The sequence below is a fragment of the Blautia hydrogenotrophica DSM 10507 genome (genome assembly GCF_034356035.1).
GTDB classification, from domain to species: domain Bacteria; phylum Bacillota; class Clostridia; order Lachnospirales; family Lachnospiraceae; genus Blautia_A; species Blautia_A hydrogenotrophica.
In genome coordinates this window covers 1,715,362-1,732,461 of sequence record NZ_CP136423.1, presented here as the reverse complement: position 1 = coordinate 1,732,461, position 17,100 = coordinate 1,715,362, and the positions used below count along the sequence as shown (strand labels likewise).

General features: G+C 46.8%; 15 protein-coding genes. All 15 read right to left on the bottom strand.

Annotated features, from left to right (window positions below):
* Positions 1-8: 8 nt before the first annotated feature.
* Positions 9-953, bottom strand: a complete 945-nt coding sequence (gene miaA, locus BLHYD_RS08045; protein WP_005945563.1) for a tRNA (adenosine(37)-N6)-dimethylallyltransferase MiaA — start codon at positions 951-953, stop codon at positions 9-11.
* Between the two features lie 13 nt (positions 954-966).
* A complete protein-coding gene (mutL, locus tag BLHYD_RS08040; protein WP_005945561.1) occupies positions 967-3,000 on the bottom strand; it encodes a DNA mismatch repair endonuclease MutL in 2,034 nt (677 codons plus the stop codon).
* Between the two features lie 14 nt (positions 3,001-3,014).
* Positions 3,015-5,648 carry a DNA mismatch repair protein MutS gene (gene mutS / locus BLHYD_RS08035; RefSeq protein WP_005945559.1) on the bottom strand — a complete coding sequence of 878 codons (2,634 nt, stop codon included), beginning with the start codon at positions 5,646-5,648 and terminating at the stop codon, positions 3,015-3,017.
* Positions 5,648-7,042, bottom strand: coding sequence for a tRNA (N6-isopentenyl adenosine(37)-C2)-methylthiotransferase MiaB (gene miaB / locus BLHYD_RS08030; protein ID WP_242648367.1), 1,395 nt, complete (start codon positions 7,040-7,042; stop codon positions 5,648-5,650). The genes mutS and miaB overlap by 1 nt, the downstream gene beginning before the upstream one ends.
* A gap of 83 nt (positions 7,043-7,125) precedes the next feature.
* Positions 7,126-8,052 (bottom strand): M14 family zinc carboxypeptidase, encoded by a 927-nt coding sequence (locus BLHYD_RS08025; RefSeq protein ID WP_021844765.1) that lies wholly within the window; start codon positions 8,050-8,052, stop codon positions 7,126-7,128.
* Between the two features lie 266 nt (positions 8,053-8,318).
* Positions 8,319-10,088: an LPXTG cell wall anchor domain-containing protein gene (locus BLHYD_RS08020; RefSeq protein ID WP_260784510.1), complete on the bottom strand. Its 1,770-nt coding sequence runs from the start codon at positions 10,086-10,088 to the stop codon at positions 8,319-8,321.
* A gap of 105 nt (positions 10,089-10,193) precedes the next feature.
* Entirely contained in the window at positions 10,194-11,441 is a 1,248-nt protein-coding gene (locus BLHYD_RS08015; RefSeq protein ID WP_005945550.1) for a glutamate-5-semialdehyde dehydrogenase, read from the bottom strand.
* A gap of 10 nt (positions 11,442-11,451) precedes the next feature.
* Positions 11,452-12,003 (bottom strand): 5-formyltetrahydrofolate cyclo-ligase, encoded by a 552-nt coding sequence (locus BLHYD_RS08010; RefSeq protein WP_005945548.1) that lies wholly within the window; start codon positions 12,001-12,003, stop codon positions 11,452-11,454.
* Positions 11,981-12,202, bottom strand: a complete 222-nt coding sequence (locus BLHYD_RS08005) for a DUF896 domain-containing protein (RefSeq protein WP_005945546.1) — start codon at positions 12,200-12,202, stop codon at positions 11,981-11,983. Before BLHYD_RS08005 ends, BLHYD_RS08010 begins: the two co-directional genes overlap by 23 nt.
* 10 nt (positions 12,203-12,212) lie before the next feature.
* Positions 12,213-13,055 carry a glutamate 5-kinase gene (gene proB, locus BLHYD_RS08000; RefSeq protein ID WP_005945544.1) on the bottom strand — a complete coding sequence of 281 codons (843 nt, stop codon included), beginning with the start codon at positions 13,053-13,055 and terminating at the stop codon, positions 12,213-12,215.
* Between the two features lie 126 nt (positions 13,056-13,181).
* The gene (locus tag BLHYD_RS07995) at positions 13,182-13,748 is read right to left on the bottom strand and encodes a hypothetical protein (RefSeq protein WP_005945542.1); all 567 of its coding nucleotides are present in this window, start codon (positions 13,746-13,748) and stop codon (positions 13,182-13,184) included.
* Between the two features lie 107 nt (positions 13,749-13,855).
* On the bottom strand, positions 13,856-14,350 hold the full coding sequence (gene ybeY, locus BLHYD_RS07990; protein ID WP_005945540.1) for an rRNA maturation RNase YbeY: 495 nt from the start codon (positions 14,348-14,350) through the stop codon (positions 13,856-13,858).
* Positions 14,334-15,338: a PhoH family protein gene (locus BLHYD_RS07985; RefSeq protein WP_021844762.1), complete on the bottom strand. Its 1,005-nt coding sequence runs from the start codon at positions 15,336-15,338 to the stop codon at positions 14,334-14,336. The genes ybeY and BLHYD_RS07985 overlap by 17 nt, the downstream gene beginning before the upstream one ends.
* A 146-nt stretch (positions 15,339-15,484) precedes the next feature.
* Positions 15,485-16,735 (bottom strand): sporulation protein YqfD, encoded by a 1,251-nt coding sequence (locus BLHYD_RS07980; protein WP_005945538.1) that lies wholly within the window; start codon positions 16,733-16,735, stop codon positions 15,485-15,487.
* A gap of 15 nt (positions 16,736-16,750) precedes the next feature.
* Positions 16,751-17,026: a YabP/YqfC family sporulation protein gene (locus BLHYD_RS07975; protein ID WP_005945537.1), complete on the bottom strand. Its 276-nt coding sequence runs from the start codon at positions 17,024-17,026 to the stop codon at positions 16,751-16,753.
* Positions 17,027-17,100: the final 74 nt, after the last annotated feature.

The following is a 17,100-nucleotide window of genomic DNA, read 5'->3' as shown; positions in this document are numbered from 1 at the left end:
CCTTTCTCTCAACAGATTCCCCGTTCTTTGCAGATTTTTGTCATAGCCTCTAGAATCGGTTCCTCTTCATAATGATAGTTCTCCTTTTGTATCCAGATCACCTCCGGTTCCCTTTTAAACCAAGTGATCTGTCGCTTTGCAAAATGCCTCGTATCCCTTTTCAAAATGCGGACAGCCTCATCCAGAGAAATCTCTCCCTCCAGATAAGACAGAATCTCTTTGTAGCCCAGCCCCTGCATGGAGATCATCCCTCGATGGCAGCCGAGAGCCTGCAAGGCTTTAACCTCATCCACCAATCCTTCTTCCATCATCTGATCGACTCTCTGATCAATCCGTCTGTACAAGAGTTCTCTAGGTGCGTTCAAAACGAAATAGGCCAACTGATAGGGGGAAGCCTTTTGCTGTTCCTGCCGGTTATGCTCCGAGATCGGATAGTGATTCTCCTGATAAAATTCCAGCGCGCGGATGACCCTTTTTACATTGTTTGCATGAATCTTCTGGGCACTGGCCGGGTCCACCTTTTGAAGCTGGCTGTGCAGATATTCCGCGCCTTGTTCCCGGGCGGTCTCCTCCAACTGCCTGCGGTATTCGCCGTTTTGATCTGCGCTGGTAAAATCAATATCTCTGGTGACGGACTGGATATAAAACCCTGTGCCTCCCACCAGAATCGGTATCTTCCCTCTGTGGTAGATCTCTTCCATGGCTGCCTTTGCCAGCTCCTGAAATTTGACAATGTGAAACTCCTCCCACGGTTCCAGGATGTCGACCAGATGATGGGGAACCCCCTGCATTTCCTCCGGCCTGATTTTCGCGGAACCAATGTCCATGTGCCGGTAGACCTGCATGGAATCCGCAGAGATGATTTCCCCTCCCAGAGCCTTCGCAAGTCCGATGGAGAGGCTGGTTTTTCCGACAGCGGTGGGGCCTGTCAATACAACTAATGGTCGTCTCATACTTTTTCCTCTCTCATACAATTCGTTTAAATTTTTTTTCCAGTTCCGTCCGTGTCATAGCGATAATCGTCGGCCTTCCATGGGGACAGTGGTAAGGATTGTCCAAAGTAAGCAGTTGATCGATCAGCTCATTGGCCTCCGCAAAAGACAACTGTGTGTTTCCTTTCACCGCTGCCTTGCAGGCCATGGTTGCCATCCTGCCGGCGAAAACTTCCATAGACAATTGGCCGTCTTGTTCTAGTGCATCTATCATCTCCACAAAAAGCTGTCCTTCTGTGTATCCATATAGATCGGCCGGAACTGCATGAATGCTGTACTCTTTTCCGCCAAAGGGCTCAATCTCAAATCCAAATTTCAAAAACATCTGCATATGTTCCAGCAGTAGAGTCTCCTGCTGCATGGTCAGACTCACCACAACCGGCGGGCTGATGTACTGGGAGATCATTTCTCTTTCCTGATACTGCCGGACAATTTTTTCATAGAGCACCTTCTCATGGGCCGCATGTTGGTCGATGATATAGAATTTATCCTCATACTCAACCAACCAGTAAGTATCAAAAACCTGACCAATCAGCCTGTGCCGGCTTCGCGCCTTCTGGGAGAGCATCCGTTCCTGAAACAAATCTAACTGCTTGGCTAAAGCCTCTGTCTGAACTTCAAAGGAGGTGTCTTCCCGGTTCTGGGTTTTTGGCTCTTCCTTCGCCGGAGTCTTTTCGGAGAGTGTTCCTGAAAACAGTGCATCCTCTTCTGAGTGAAGCACCGGTTTTTCCCTGAGAATCTCCCAGTTTTTTTTCGGTCTACCCGTATTCCAAATCTCAGCCACCTTTTTTTCCTCAGTCTTGAGTGCAGGTTTTTGGATATCTAAATTTTTTCCTTCCATCCGTTGTTCTAAAAGTTCCCAGCGGTTTTTCTGTTGTCTATCCTCTTCGTAGATAGTCTGTTCCCTCAGCCGCTGCCGTTCCTTGTACTCAAAGGGTTCCGGTATCTGGCCAGATTTCATCTTAGGTCTTTCTTCCTTGGCTTCCCGTCCCTGATCCGCTCGAACTTCCGGAATCATCTCTTTTTTCTTCAAAGTCTGCAAGATAGCCTCATAGATAGCTTTGTAGACTTCGTCTCCTCTGGAAAATCGTACCTCCATCTTGGCAGGATGGACATTCACATCCAGGTCGTTCCCTGTCATTTCAATCTGAAGAGAAGCAAAGGGAAAATTGTGCTGCATCAGAAAACCTTTGTAGGCATCCTCAATGGCTTTGGATATGATCTTATTTTTCACATATCGCCCATTGATATAATAATTCTCAAAATTACGGTTTCCTCTGCTGACAGAGGGCTTTCCAATATATCCTTCCAGGCTGAGAAATTCATTCTCATAATGGACCTCTAAGATTTCCTTGGTGATGTCTCTCCCATAGATCTGATAAATCACATCCCTGCGGCTGAAATTCCCCGAGGTGTGCAGCTTTACCTGGCCATTTACAATATATTTAAAAGAAATCTCTGGATGAGATAAGGCTAACTGTTCTATCAGACTGCTCACATAGCTACCTTCGGTGGCCGCAGTTTTTAAAAACTTACTTCTGGCCGGTACGTTGTAAAACAGATTATGTACCAGAAACGTAGTTCCCTCCGGCGCCCCGATCTCTTCGAGAGATTTTTCTTCTCCGCCCTCGATCACATAGCGAACTCCCGTGATGGAAGCCGGCGTCTTCGTGATCAGCTCCACCTGTGCCACCGCCGCAATACTAGAAAGTGCCTCCCCGCGAAATCCCAGCGAGACAATCTGCTCTAAATCTTCCACTTTCTCAATCTTGCTGGTGGCATGACGCACAAAAGCCATCGGCACCTGTTCTTTTTCAATACCGGCTCCGTTGTCCGTGATGCGAATCAGAGTTTTTCCCCCATCTTTGATCTCCACAGTCACCGCGGTCGCTCCTGCGTCGATGGCGTTCTCTGTCAGCTCCTTCACCACGGAGGAAGGACGTTCCACCACTTCCCCGGCAGCAATTTTGTCAATGGTGTTCTTATCTAATACAGCTATTTTCCTCATCCGTCATCCCTCATTTACCATCGGTTTTTAATCTTATTCTGCATCCGGTACAAAAAATTCAGAGCATCCATGGGAGTCAGATTGCTTACATCCAGTTCCCGAATCTCCTGGATGATATCGTCATCCTGCACGGTGTCAAACAGAGACATCTGTTCCATATCCACCTGGTCGTAGACGATGGAATCTTTCTTTTTAGGTGCTGTAAGGTCTCTGACTGTAGCCGTGATATCTGAATCTACCAGCTCCTCTACTAGTTCCTTCGCCCGGTCCAGCACAGATTCCGGCACTCCGGCAAGTCTAGCCACTTGAATTCCGTAGCTTCGGTCTGCCCCACCCTTGACGATCTTTCTGAGAAAGACGATATCGTCACCTTTTTCCTTGACTGCCACACAATAATTATTCACGCCGGAAATCTTTCCTTCTAACTCAGTGAGTTCATGGTAATGGGTCGCAAATAAGGTCTTAGCTCCTAAGATTTTGGGATTGCTAATGTGTTCAATCACTGCCCAGGCGATGGAAAGTCCATCGAAGGTACTGGTTCCACGCCCGATCTCATCCAAAATCAATAGACTCTTTGCGGTGGCATTTCTCAGAATATTGGCCACTTCTGTCATCTCCACCATAAACGTACTCTGTCCGCTAGCCAAGTCATCAGAGGCTCCTACCCTGGTAAAAATTCTATCCACAATCCCGATATTCGCCTTGTCCGCCGGCACAAAACTGCCTAGCTGAGCCATCAGTACAATCAATGCGGACTGTCTCATATAGGTGGATTTTCCCGCCATATTCGGTCCCGTGATCACAGAGATTCTTTTCTTATTGTTGTCTAAGTAGGTATCATTGGCGATGAACATGTCGTTCTCAATCATCTGCTCCACCACCGGATGCCGCCCGTTTTTGATATCGATCACTCCCTGCGTATTGATCTTTGGTCGGGTATAGTTGTTTCTCTCGGCCACCAACGCCAGGGATGCCAACACATCTAAAGTAGCCACTGCTTTTGCTGTCTTCTGAATACGAACCACTTCTCTCCCTACTGTGTCTCTGACCTGACAAAACAGCTCGTACTCCAAAGCATACAGTTTATCCTCCGCGCCCAGAATCAGATTTTCCAGTTCTTTTAACTCTGGAGTCACATAGCGTTCTGAGTTAGAGAGTGTCTGCTTGCGGATATAATCCTCTGGCACCTGGTCTTTGAAAGAATTGGTCACTTCCAAGTAATATCCAAACACTCGGTTATATTTGATTTTCATGCTTCGGATACCAGTGCGTTCTCTCTCCCTGGCCTCCAACTGTGTCAACCATTGTTTTCCCTCGGATTTGGAACGCCGGTAGTTGTCAACTTCCTCATTGTATCCATCTTTTATAATGCCACCATCTTTCATAGCCAAAGGCGGCTCTTCCACAATTGCCTTGGATACCAGATTTTCCAATTCTTCCATGGCATCCATCCGTTCGTGAATCTGCATTAACAGCGGCGAGTGAAATTCTCTCAGCAGCTCTCTCAGATAAGGCAGCATTTTCAAAGAAGAACGAAAGGCCACCAGGTCTCTGGGATTGGCAGATTTGTAGCTGATTCTTCCCACCAGTCGTTCCAGATCATAGATAGGGCCTAAGTACTCCCGGAGCTCTTCCCTCAGCAAAGCATTCTGATTCAACTCCTCTATGGCGTCCAGGCGTTCCTCGATTTTTTCCTTGTCGATCAGCGGCTGCTCCACATAACTTCTGAGCATCCGTGCTCCCATGGCGGTTCTGGTCTTATCCAACACCCCCAGCAGGGAACCCCTCTTTTTCTTCTCCCTCAAAGTCTCCACCAATTCCAGATTTCTCCTGGTGGAACTGTCAAGCAACATATATTTATCTGCTGAATAAGGACGTATGGAAGTCATATGGCTCATGGCCGTCTTCTGTGTCTCTGTCAGATACAAAAACAGAGCTCCCGAAGCAATCATGCCGCTGTCATAATCCTTCAGTCCAATTCCCTCTAAGGTTCCCACCTGAAAATGATCTTTCAGTGCCCTCTCACAGGTATCCTGGTCAAAATGCCAGGAGTCCAGCGCATGAATGCAAATTCCCATCCGATTTTTTAAATCGTCAGTATCCAGCCCGCTGACAAAGAAAGAGTCATTGCAGATAATTTCCGCAGGGACGAATTTATTGATCTCATCCAACAGCTTCTGTGCTCGATCTATTTCCGTGACAAAGCAATCCCCTGTTGTGATATCAGCAATCGCACAGCCAAAATGGTTTTCTGTGAACACAATTGACATGATGTAATTGTTCTTCGTCTCATCCAAAGAGACCGTGTCCAAGACAGTTCCCGGTGTCACCACCCGGACAACCTCTCTTTTCACCAATCCCTTTGTCGTCTTTGGATCGCCAACCTGTTCGCAGATCGCTACCTTATATCCTTTTTCAATCAGTTTATTCACATAGGTATCCGCGGCATGATAAGGGACACCACACATGGGTGCCCTCTCCTCTAAACCACAGTCTTTGCCCGTCAGAGTAATCTCTAATTCCTGAGATGCCAGTGTCGCGTCCTCAAAGAACATCTCATAAAAATCCCCCAGACGATAGAATAATATACAGTCTTTGTACTCTTCTTTTGTCTTTACGTATTCCTGCATCATTGGTGATAAAGCCATCAGATCTTTTCTCCTATATAGTAAAATCCTTTGCACTGTTCCAAGCGCACGGTCACAGTCTTTCCAATCAGCTCTTTTTCTCCTGGAAAGTGTACCAGCAAGTTCTGTCCCATCCTCCCAGTGAGAAGCCCTTCCCCGTGGTGGCTTACTTCCTCCACCAGCACTTCTTGGTTGGTTCCCAGAAATCTAGAAGACTCCTGACGTCCTCTCTCTTGAACCAGTTTTAACAGTCTGTCAAACCGCTCCTTTACCACTTCGTCTGGGACTTGATCTTCCATGGCCGCAGCCGGAGTCCCGCTTCTCTTAGAATAGATAAAAGTAAACGCTGTATCATAGCCTACCTGGTCCACGACCTTCAGCGTCTCTTCAAAATCACTCTCCGTCTCCCCGGGAAAACCCACGATCAGATCTGTGGTCAAAGAGATGTCTGGCATGGCAGCACGAATTTTCTCTACCAGTTCCAGATAGCGCTCCTGGTCATACCGCCGATTCATCTCTTTTAAGATTCGGCTGCTCCCGGACTGCAAAGGCAGATGCAGATGCCGGCAGATTTTTTGACTTTTCGCCATCACCTGAATCAGCTCGTCCGAGAGATCTTTCGGGTGGGAAGTCATAAAACGAATACGCTCTAGCCCCTCCACCTGCTCTACCTCTTCCAACAATCTGGCAAAGCTGACCGGCTCGTCTAAGGTCTTTCCATAAGAATTCACATTCTGGCCCAAAAGCATCACTTCCCGCACCCCATCGGCCACCAACTTTTCTATCTCCCGGATGATCGCCTTAGGCTCTCTGCTTCTCTCTCTTCCTCTCACGTAGGGGACAATGCAGTAACTGCAAAAGTTGTTGCAGCCAAACATGATATTGACTCCCGACTTAAACGGATACTTCCGGTCTGTGGGAAGATCTTCCACGATCTGGTCTGTCCCCTCCCAGATATCAATAATCATCCGGTCACTGGCCAACATATTCGCCAACAGCTCTGGAAACTTGTACAGGTTATGCGTTCCGAAAATCAAGTCTACAAAAGAATAGCTCTTCTTGATCTTCTCCACCACATGGGCTTCCTGCATCATACACCCACACAGTGCAATCCTCATGTGGGGATTCTTCTTTTTCAGACGATTCAGATGCCCCAGCCGTCCATAGACGCGCAGATTGGCGTTCTCTCGAACCGTACAGGTGTTATACAGCACGAAATCTGCTTCCTCGCTGTCACTTTTCTCATAGCCGGCCTGTTCTAAAATACCCACCAGTTTTTCAGAATCTCTGGCGTTCATCTGACAGCCAAAGGTATTCACACAGAAGGTCAGTTTTCTCCCCGCCTCCCTAGACAATTTTTCTACTTCTTTTCTGGCAACCTCCAAATATTCATACTGTCTTTTTGTCTCATTCATGTTTTTTCCTCTATTTTTTCTTAGTACAGGAATGCCGCCGACATTCCCACCCTTCTCGTCAATTCCAATCATTTGCCATTATATCAACCTGTCTGCCCGGTTGCAAGTTTTTTCCTCGGTTTTTCTCCTCCCCTGCCCTCCGACTGCAGAAATTCCAGAGGCACTGTGTGCAGTTCCTCGTAGATCTCCTGAAAATCTCTGGCCGACTCGATCTCCTGATCCTCCGCTGTCTCCACCGCGACCGCAGGATTTCCCGTCAGTTCGCTGTAGTATTCCAGAGAGCTGCTTCCCACATAGGTCGGAACCATCTCCTGAGATTTCTCTCTCATCTGGGAAAGTCTGCTCAAAGATCTGGCGATCTTTCGCCCCCTCTTGGAATATCTCAGCAGCAGCGTATTCCGGGAACGTCTACGTACGGTCTCCTTATTCCGAAAATCCAGATACCCCACGCTCTCGTATTCCTGAAAGACATGGAGCAGAGCACGGGTCTCATTTTCACTGGCTGCATGATCGTGGATAGAATGTCTTTGATACCCTTCTGTCGGAAAATTCCCCTGTAAATCCACGCCTCTGGCATTACATTTCCACGTCTCGTGCGGCTGCCGGAGCATTTTTAACATCTGCCGTAAAATCGGATTTCCGATAGCCGTGAATCCTCTTCGGCTGATCTCATAGCCATCGGGATTTACCAGCGGCACGATACAGATACTGGTACCATCCAACAGCTCTTCCACTGGATACTGGCGTTCAATCAACCGGCTACACTCATACGCCTGACAGTATTCCTCGGCCATCTTCACGAGAAATTCTGTGTTCCTCTTCTCTCGACCATAGATTCCGGCGGTACAGATGAGGACTTGCTCTCCTTTGCCGATTTCCAGCATAGGAATCATTCTCTCATCGTGACTTTGTCCAATCAAGCGAAATCGGGTAAAATCACGATAACGCTGGGACAGCTCTCGAAGCTGATAGTAAATAGATTCATAAGTACTGATTTGTAACCCTTCCACCGTCAAAACCTCCCTCAGTTCAAGACTCGCCACGAGTCTTGGCGCGGGATTCGGGTCGGCATTCGCCGACATCATTCATCTCCGAAACCCGGCATATTCTTTGCAGATGAATCTTATAGTATATATGCGGCACATAGGAAAAGTAGAAGAACAAAGTGGGCAGCCTCACTTTGTGCGCCGTCGCACCGCTAACATAACAAAGAGAGCACCCCAACTGTGTGGGATGCCCTGTCTCTCCTCTGAAAATAATCTTCTATTTTCTATCGTTACTCGTTCTCTCTCTTTCTTCTGCGTGTCACCACAAGGCCTCCGGCCAGCACGGAAGCTGCACACAATCCTGCCAGCGGAAGGATTGGAGTCTCGTCCGCAGTCTTGGCATTTTTTGATTTTTTTGCGCTGCTGGAGGTAACTGACTTTTTAGGTGTCAGAGTAGCTTTCTTTGTCGTCGTGGTGCTGATAACCTTAAACGTTTTCGTCGCAGTAGCCTCTTTATCCTCCGCCTTGGATGGATTAGCCGCATCTGCCTCATCCCAGCTGGTGGTATCGTCGCTCCACTCTTTTAACTCATAGTAAGCAATCAGGGTATATTCTCCCTCCGACGCGTTCATCTGCATCGTGCCTTCATACTCTCCCTCGCTGTTCACGACAAGATCATCAACTTTATACGTACTACTTCCCTTCTCTACACTGCATTTTACAGGAACATAAGCGGTATCTCCCACCTTTGGCTCCCTGTCCAGTCCTGCTCCTACTACAGTAAAAGTAGCTTTTGCGCCTTTTTTATAGGATGTTGCCAGCCCTTTAATTACATTCTTGCTCTTCTCTTTTGTAGCATCATAGCTGTCTGTTTGCGCTGGCGTTGTGGTTGGAGTCGTTGTCGGTGTGCCAGTCGGCACAACAGTAGTCATTACGCCGTCTTCAATAATGTATCCCGTACTGTCGTCTGAAACAATGGTTCCAGCATCAATCTGTACTTTATCGTTAGCTTTGGTGTACACAGTGACACCCTCCTCGTCCACCTTGCCGTCGTAAGTAACCCCAATCTTAGCAGCATCCTTCTTCAGATTTCCAGCTACCACAAAGGATTTGCCTTCCGCCAAATAGAGGTTACAGGCTGTCTTGCCGTCCTTGGTGTTTCCACTGATCTTGACATTGCCGGATACCTTCGTCTCCTTCGCTGCAATATCCACATAGACCGCCCCTTTGGCTGCCTTGTTATTCTCAATGGCTCCGCCTGCTAGTACCAGAGTTCCCTTGTTATAAATCGCCGCGCCGGCTGCAGCAGTGTTTCTGTTAATGGAACCGCCTGACATCTGTACGGTACCTTCGTTCTCAATAGCTCCGCCATTTCCTTCTGTGTTGTTGTTACCTTTCAAAATGGCGTTTTCAATGGTGAGTGTGCCTCCTGAGAGAACCTTGACAGACGCAGACTCTTTTGCGTTCTTCGTGTTCGCCGCCGCACCGTCGATAACTACTCCGCCTTTCAGACTGCAGGTTCCCTTCACTTCCAACAGGACTCCGGTGTAACCGCTGTTACGGGCGATCGTCAGGGTCTTTCCTTCTGGAACTTTGATCTCTGTATTCTCAGTAAGAGTGATCTTCTGCTCGACGAAGATCGTAATCTCCTTCTGACTCACAGTCTCAGCTTCTTTTAGAGCATCTTTCAGCTCAACTTCTGTTTTGACTGTATACTCTTTTTTGGTCTCCTCTGCGGGAGTATCTGTGTCTTCTGGATTTTCAGTGGAAGGTACAGTCGGCTCTTGTGTCTGCTCGTCTTCCTCCATTCCAGAATTCTCCTCTATTGTACTCTGCTCTACTGTACCGGCAGAAGAATTCACACTATTTTCTTCTCCGTCCTGTTCAAAACTAGAAGCAGCCTCATCTTCCAGTTCGCTTTCGCCTTCTGTCACGTTTTCTTCGGCATCTTGCTCCTGGGTACTCTCGTCTAGAGTTTCTTCGGCTGCACCATACACCGGCGCACCGCTGACTACCAAGATCGCCGCTAAAGTTAATGCATATAATCTAGCTTTTCTCATCTTACTTTTTCCTCCCCGGATTGTAATTCCATGTAGTCAAAAAATATACGTTTCACATTTTGCATAAGATAATATAGTTACTATACCACAAAATACTCGAAAAGTCTATGGCCGTACCTGTCCGTTTCCATAGATAATATACTTCGTCGTCGTCAATGCCAACAGACCCATGGGACCACGGGCATGAAGCTTCTGAGTACTGATTCCGATCTCCGCGCCGAATCCAAACTCAAAACCGTCGGTAAACCGCGTGGACGCATTCACATAGACTGCCGCCGCATCCACCTGGTCCAAAAACATCTGCGCATTTCGATAGCTCTCTGTGATGATTGCCTCTGAGTGCTTTGTGTTGTAACGGTTGATATGGGCGATAGCTTCCTCCACAGAATTCACAACTTTAATGGAAAGTATATAATCCAGATACTCCGTTCCCCAGTCCTCTTCCGTAGCCTGGATAGCTCCTTTCATCAGTGGCAGAGCCCTCTCGTCAGCTCTCATCTCTACCTGCTTTTCTTTGAGCCTGTCCGCCAAAACCGGAAGAAAAGCATCCTTCACCTTTTCATGCACCAGTAAAGATTCACAGGCATTGCACACACCGACTCTCTGAGTCTTTGCGTTGACCACGATGTCCGCTGCGCTTTGAAGATCTGCACTCTCATCCACATAGATGTGGCAGTTCCCTGTACCGGTCTCAATGACAGGAATTGTACTCTGATTGACCACAGCCTGAATCAGCCCTCTGCCTCCCCTGGGAATTAGCACATCCACATACTGATTCAGCTTCATAAAGGCAGCTGCAGTCTCCCTAGAAGTATCTTCGATCAATTGAATCGCGTCCTTTGTGACCCCACAGTCCTCCAAGGCTTCTTGAATACACTCTACAATCGCCCGGTTGGAACAGAGTGCGTCACTGCCACCTTTTAAGATTACCGCATTGCCCGTCTTGAAACACAGCCCAAACGCATCTGCCGTCACGTTAGGACGTGCTTCATAGATGATTCCCACGACTCCTAAAGGCACTCGCTTCTGACCGATCATAAGTCCGTTAGGACGGCGTTTCATCCCTAAAACTTCTCCTACAGGGTCCTCCAGACCCACAATCTGCTCCAGGCCCTCTGCCATTGCCTCGATTCGCTCAGATGTCAACTGCAAGCGATCAATCAGCCCCACAGACATCCCTTTTTCTCTGCCCGCGGCCACATCGTTCTCATTCGCCCTCAGAATTTTCTGCTGCTCTCTTACTAGAACTTCCGCCACCGTCGCCAACACTTCATTCTTTTTCACCGTCGGCAGATTCCGAAGTTTTGGTTCCGCTGCCTTAGCTTTTGCTCCAATTTCCTCTAACAATCCCATATCTGTCCCTCTATCTCCTATAAATTTTTCTCTCTGTCACCACATACTCCGGCTGGATATCGGTCTCCTCCCACGGCGCTTTTTCCACCATTTGAAAATCAAAAGCGACAGCCACTGTCTTCATATTCGGATGCTTCTCCAGAAATCTGTCGTAAAAACCGCCGCCGTAGCCCACACGGTGACACTGGCAATCAAAAGCAACACCTGGCATAATCATCAGCGGGTCTGTCCAGTCTACGATTTCTCCGCGAGCCGGCTCCGGTATATGAAAATATCCCTCCTCTAGCTGGTCGAAACTCTTCAGTTCGTAGAACACCAAATCTTTTCCCACAACCTTCGGCACCGCAACCTTTTTGCCTCTCTTCCATGCCTCCTCGATCAAAAAGCCCGTCATCACTTCATGATTGTAATCTACATAGGCATAGATCTTATCCGCTTCCTGAAATACAGCCAAAGACTGTACCTGCTCTGTCACTTGTCTGCTCAGCTTTTCGATCTGCTGATCGGTGTGTTCTTTTCTCTTTGCAAAAATCTGTTTTCTAATTACCTTTTTTTCTTCCATACTTCTCTCCCAAATTTACAACTGACCCATCCGCCTGCTGCACGTCGATGTTGTCTAGCTGTCCTCTCAAAGACCTTCGGATTGCGGCGATGTATTCCTGGCGCAATTCTTGTTGCTCTGCTTTTTCCGCTTCCGTCAGACCGACGCTCTTTGCCTTATGCGCCAATGCGTTGATGCGGTCAATGTTCAAGTTGTCCATGTTTTATCCCTCACATATTTTTGATATAGTCCAACAGGTAAAATTCTTCCCTAGGATTCGCTGCGAACAGCGTGCCGTAATCTCTTCCCTCCAGAATTTTGTGCAGCACATGAGGGTCTTCCCCATTAGCAATCACCATATCCGCCCCCGCCGACGTGGCGATTTTTGCTGCTGAAAGTTTCGTGGCCATACCGCCGGTTCCGACCTTACTCCCGGTAGTGGCCTTTCCCATCCGCAGAAAATGTTCATCCAAATTCTCAACCAAATCAATAAATTTGGCACCCGGGGTTGTGCGCGGATCATCAGAGAACAGACCGTCAATATCCGACAGCAGAATTAAAAGATCTGCTCCGATCAATGCCGCCACAATCGCTGACAGCGTATCATTATCCCCAAATTGAATCTCGTATGTAGAAACCGTATCATTCTCGTTTACAATCGGAATCACACCCATTTGCAGCAAGGCCTGAAAAGTATTACGGGCATTGTACCGATTTAAGTCATTGAGCAGTGTGTTTTTCGTCATCAGTATCTGCCCTGACATCTGGTTATATTCCATAAACAGTTTCTGATAAATCATCATTAGCCTAGCCTGACCCACAGCCGCACAGGCCTGAGACTTCCCAAGTTCGGCAGGTTTTCCGCCCAGCCCCAAAGCTGCGCTGCCCACTCCGATCGCCCCAGAGGAAACCAGCACCACATCTTTTCCCTGATTGCGCAGATCACTGAGTTCCCGGACCAGGATCTCTAGCCTGGTCAGATTCAGCTTTCCAGTCTCGGCATGGGTCAAGGAGGAGGTTCCCACCTTCACCACAACTCTTTGTTTTTCTCTCAATGCTTCACGAAAATTCACTTATGTCGCCCCTTTAGTTTTAATCTTCTATAGTGTACAACATTTTTCGTAGTTCGTCTACCCTAATCCTGTATTTTGAGGGCCTCCCGGACAACAGTTCAGCCGCCATAAGGCGGCTGATGGAACTCAACTGGAATAATTTTCTAGAAAGTTATATAAGTCTTCTTCTGAGTCTAAGTACTTGCCCGTCTGAATTTCTTTTTGTAGATTTTCTGGAAGTTGGTCCACCGCAATTTCCGTGGGCTCATAGAGTGTCTCCTTGTCCCCTTTATAGACCTGAACCTTTCCTTCCTCCTCTGTCAGATAGTAAGTCTCATAAGAAGTTCTCGTCTGGCGGATTACCACATGCTGAGGCGAGAAGGCCACGAGACTGTAATTATAATAGGGAGTCTGGCTCTTCTTTAGAAAATCCACCAACTCCTGCCGATTCATCCCCAGCAGATTCGCAGAAGTCACCTTCGTTCTCTGACGCAATTCACCAGAATTTTTGTCATACTCTTCAATGGTGCATTGTGTGTCCGCACCGATCTGATTTTTCACAGTATCCGTTTGAAGGGACTGTTGCTCTTCCAACTGTTTCTCCATATCAATCATCTTCAAACGCATATCAGAAATCTTATAGGTTCCGTAAGACCCCAGAGTCAACAGACATAAAACCATAAAAATACCGATACCATAGAATACTTTTCGCATAGTACTTGCTCCTTTTTTCGTAATGTGGGTGATTTATCTATAGTATCGGCAGTAGTCTTAAATTTATGCAGTTGTCAAAATCTATTTTTAAATCCTTTGTCTTAGCTTCATCTTCGAATCTGTAATTCTTCCAAAGCCTGAGACTGTTTAGCCTCCATCACGGCCGCTTCCTTCGGAGTCATGTGATCATACCCCAGCAAATGTAAAATACTGTGAGCCACCAAAAAACTGAATTCTCTGACTTGGCTATGACCAAATTCCTGTGCCTGCGTTTCCATCCGCGGTATCGAAATCATAATGTCCCCTAGAATCAGTTCTCCCGTGTCCAGATCAAAATAAGAATCCTCCTCTTCCAGAATTTTATAATCACCGGGAGTCGGAAAAGGTATCATGGGAAAAGACAGAACGTCCGTGGGAGCATTGATATCCCGAAACTGCTGATTGACTCTTTGAATCTCCTCGTTGTCTGTCAGTACCAGATTGATTTGCACCTCGTAGGGACAACCTTCCATATCCAGAACTTTCTCAGCCACCAGATTGGCATAGCTGGCACAGTCCACGAAAATCTCTCCCTCATACTCGTTCTCAATGAATATTGTCATAATTTTTCTTCCTCCTAGGAGAGTTTAGTTTTTTCTCATAGGCATCGTAAGCCTGTACGATTTTCTGTACCAACGGATGACGCACCACGTCTTTGCTGGTGAGCTCACAAAAGGAAATTCCCTCTATCTTTTTTAACACTTTCATTGCCACATCCAGACCAGACGTAGTTCCTGACGGAAGATCTTTTTGGGATGCATCCCCGGTCACGATGACCTTTGAACCAAATCCAATTCTAGTTAAAAACATCTTCATCTGAGCTGGCGTGGTGTTCTGAGCCTCATCCAGGATAATATAGGCATTATCCAGCGTCCTGCCTCTCATATAAGCCAGGGGAGCCACTTCAATCAGCCCCCTCTCCATATTCTTTGCAAAACTCTCTGGCCCCATGATCTGGTATAAAGCATCGTACAACGGGCGCAGATAAGGATCCACCTTGCTCTGAAGATCTCCCGGTAAAAATCCCAGCTTTTCCCCCGCCTCAATGGCTGGTCTTGTGAGAATGATACGGTTGACTTCCTCATTGCGAAAAGCGGTGACCGCCATCGCCATTGCCAGATAAGTCTTTCCTGTTCCCGCAGGCCCCACGCCAAAGACAATCATATTCTTTCGTATCTGATCTACATAATTTTTCTGTCCTAAGGTTTTTGGCTTGATCGGGCGCCCCTGAATCGTGTTACAAATCAGATCGCTATCTATCTCTGTCAGAGCACTTTCTTTCTCCTCCATCAACAGCGAGAGAGCATAATTGATATTTTGCTTCGTAATCATATTCCCCCTTTTAGACAGTTCCAAAAGTTGAAGCATCAATCGTTTGGCCTGGTCTGTCCGGAAAGAATTCCCCAGAATCTTCAGCACACCATCCCGCGCAATCAAGGTCACGTTTAAGGTCCGCTCAATAATCTTTAGGTGTTCGTCAAATTGTCCAAATATATTTCTCTCATGTTCAGCCGGCAAATCCACCAATGCTTCCATAATGTTATTGCTCATCTGCAGGTTTCCTTTCTTCTGGCTGCAACCTATGAAAATTTTTCGCCATCTCACAGCCTAGATTTATTCTCTTTTGCTATTTTAACATTATTCTAGAAGATTTCTACCCCTTTTTCCAGAAAATGTGATGATTCCGCTATGTAAGTTTACTCCCCATCAAGATCATCTGCTTTTTCTTCGGCTGCCTGCTCTGGCTGTGACAAGTCTTGAATCTGCACTTTTTTCTTTGCTATCTCTCTCACCGTCAGCTTTCCGCTGCTGATACAAGACTTTTCATTGACTGTGGTTTTCACATTGCTCTGTACAATCTCAATCTCGTCTTGCAGTAGCTTTTCAAAGACATTCTGAAGTCTTTCTGACGCCTTTTGCCTCGCCTCTTTCTCAGAATAGTAACGCGTAACAGTCTGATAAGAGCGGAGGCTTCTACGTTCTAGATAGACTGGAATTGGAAATCCTTTCGTAATACCCAAAGGCAGCCACTGTGTGAAACTATCCTGGTTTTTACCTGCCTTCTGTTCTCTCCCCAGAAAAACTCTCCAATTCCCAAGCCATAGGCCATAGGAATGCTTTTCCTTTTTTTCATATACGCGTTCCTGATACTTCAACGGAAATATATCTTCATATTGCAGTTGATATTCAATCTTCACATCCGCGTCAGAATCCACATACTCATAGCGAACCACCTCCTGGCTGTCATTTTTGATCTCCACCTGACCTCTCACCAGCGTTTCCCCTTTTTTGCACGTGTCTCCGGGCTTTTTTAGGGGAACCCCCTGTCTTGTCACCATGGAGACAATCTTTCCTGTATGCTCCGCCACCAGATCGCTAGGAGCCTGGTCTTCTTTCACAGTTCCCGCCTGAATATCATTCTCCTGAACGGTAATCAAGAGTTTCGTTCCTTCTATCTTTGTGGACACCCAGGTGATATTTTGAAATTCCTCTCGAATAGCCGCAGAGATTTTCGCACAATTCAACCGATTTTTTTGTACCCCCTGAAAGACCTCTAGTTCATCTAAGTATCCCCGAATAGCTGGTGTACTGTTGGTATGATTGCCTGTGATCTGAATCTGCCAGATATGTGTAGAAAATCCATATAACAGACACATGCACAAAACAATCCCCACAAAAAACGCCTTTCTTTTTCTGTTTTTATAAAAAAAGAAAGGCAGTCCATGTTTTTCCAGAATATGAATCTTTGTGTGAGTTTTCCTGCAAATGGGCTGAAGCTTTCGCAGATCTGGAACAGACAGATATGCCTGATACTGGTCTGAAACACAGTCAATATTCCACAAAACCAGCCCATGAAACCCACACAGATGAAAAAAGCGCTGGGCCTTTTCACTTTTTATTGAAAGAAGAACATATCCGCGTAAACAGCTTTCCAGGTAATTTCTCAATGATTTTCCCCCACTTCAACGCTCAAAACTAATTTTGTTGACACAGCCGCTGATTTGCATTTCTTCCTTCGTGTAATAGACAATTTTCAAACCTTTACCCTGTATTTTCATCCGGCCTCTCTTTAACTGCACACAGAGCAAATCCGGCTGATAACTTAAGATACTGCGGTAATTTTCCAGACAGACCTGGTCCCCGGTAACTGTTAAGATGGAATCCTGCCACGCCAAATCCCTGGGGATTTCCAACGAATTGACGACATTTTCTTTCCAACGATGATATCGTTTCCCCATACAATCTCCTGCTCTCCCCAAGAGACTCTTGGCAAAGACTGGCTTTTATTAACTAACATATGTTTCAGGGCCTG

Excerpts from the sequence above, each read along its gene's own strand:
- miaA (WP_005945563.1), bottom strand. The coding sequence starts at position 953 with ATGAGACGACCATTAGTTGTATTGACAGGCCCCACCGCTGTCGGAAAA.
- mutL (WP_005945561.1), bottom strand. The coding sequence starts at position 3,000 with ATGAGGAAAATAGCTGTATTAGATAAGAACACCATTGACAAAATTGCT.
- mutS (WP_005945559.1), bottom strand. The coding sequence starts at position 5,648 with ATGGCTTTATCACCAATGATGCAGGAATACGTAAAGACAAAAGAAGAG.
- miaB (WP_242648367.1), bottom strand. The coding sequence starts at position 7,042 with ATGAATGAGACAAAAAGACAGTATGAATATTTGGAGGTTGCCAGAAAA.
- BLHYD_RS08020 (WP_260784510.1), bottom strand. The coding sequence starts at position 10,088 with ATGAGAAAAGCTAGATTATATGCATTAACTTTAGCGGCGATCTTGGTA.
- BLHYD_RS08015 (WP_005945550.1), bottom strand. The coding sequence starts at position 11,441 with ATGGGATTGTTAGAGGAAATTGGAGCAAAAGCTAAGGCAGCGGAACCA.
- BLHYD_RS08010 (WP_005945548.1), bottom strand. The coding sequence starts at position 12,003 with ATGGAAGAAAAAAAGGTAATTAGAAAACAGATTTTTGCAAAGAGAAAA.
- BLHYD_RS08005 (WP_005945546.1), bottom strand. The coding sequence starts at position 12,202 with ATGGACAACTTGAACATTGACCGCATCAACGCATTGGCGCATAAGGCA.
- BLHYD_RS07995 (WP_005945542.1), bottom strand. The coding sequence starts at position 13,748 with ATGCGAAAAGTATTCTATGGTATCGGTATTTTTATGGTTTTATGTCTG.
- ybeY (WP_005945540.1), bottom strand. The coding sequence starts at position 14,350 with ATGACAATATTCATTGAGAACGAGTATGAGGGAGAGATTTTCGTGGAC.
- BLHYD_RS07985 (WP_021844762.1), bottom strand. The coding sequence starts at position 15,338 with ATGAGCAATAACATTATGGAAGCATTGGTGGATTTGCCGGCTGAACAT.
- BLHYD_RS07975 (WP_005945537.1), bottom strand. The coding sequence starts at position 17,026 with ATGGGGAAACGATATCATCGTTGGAAAGAAAATGTCGTCAATTCGTTG.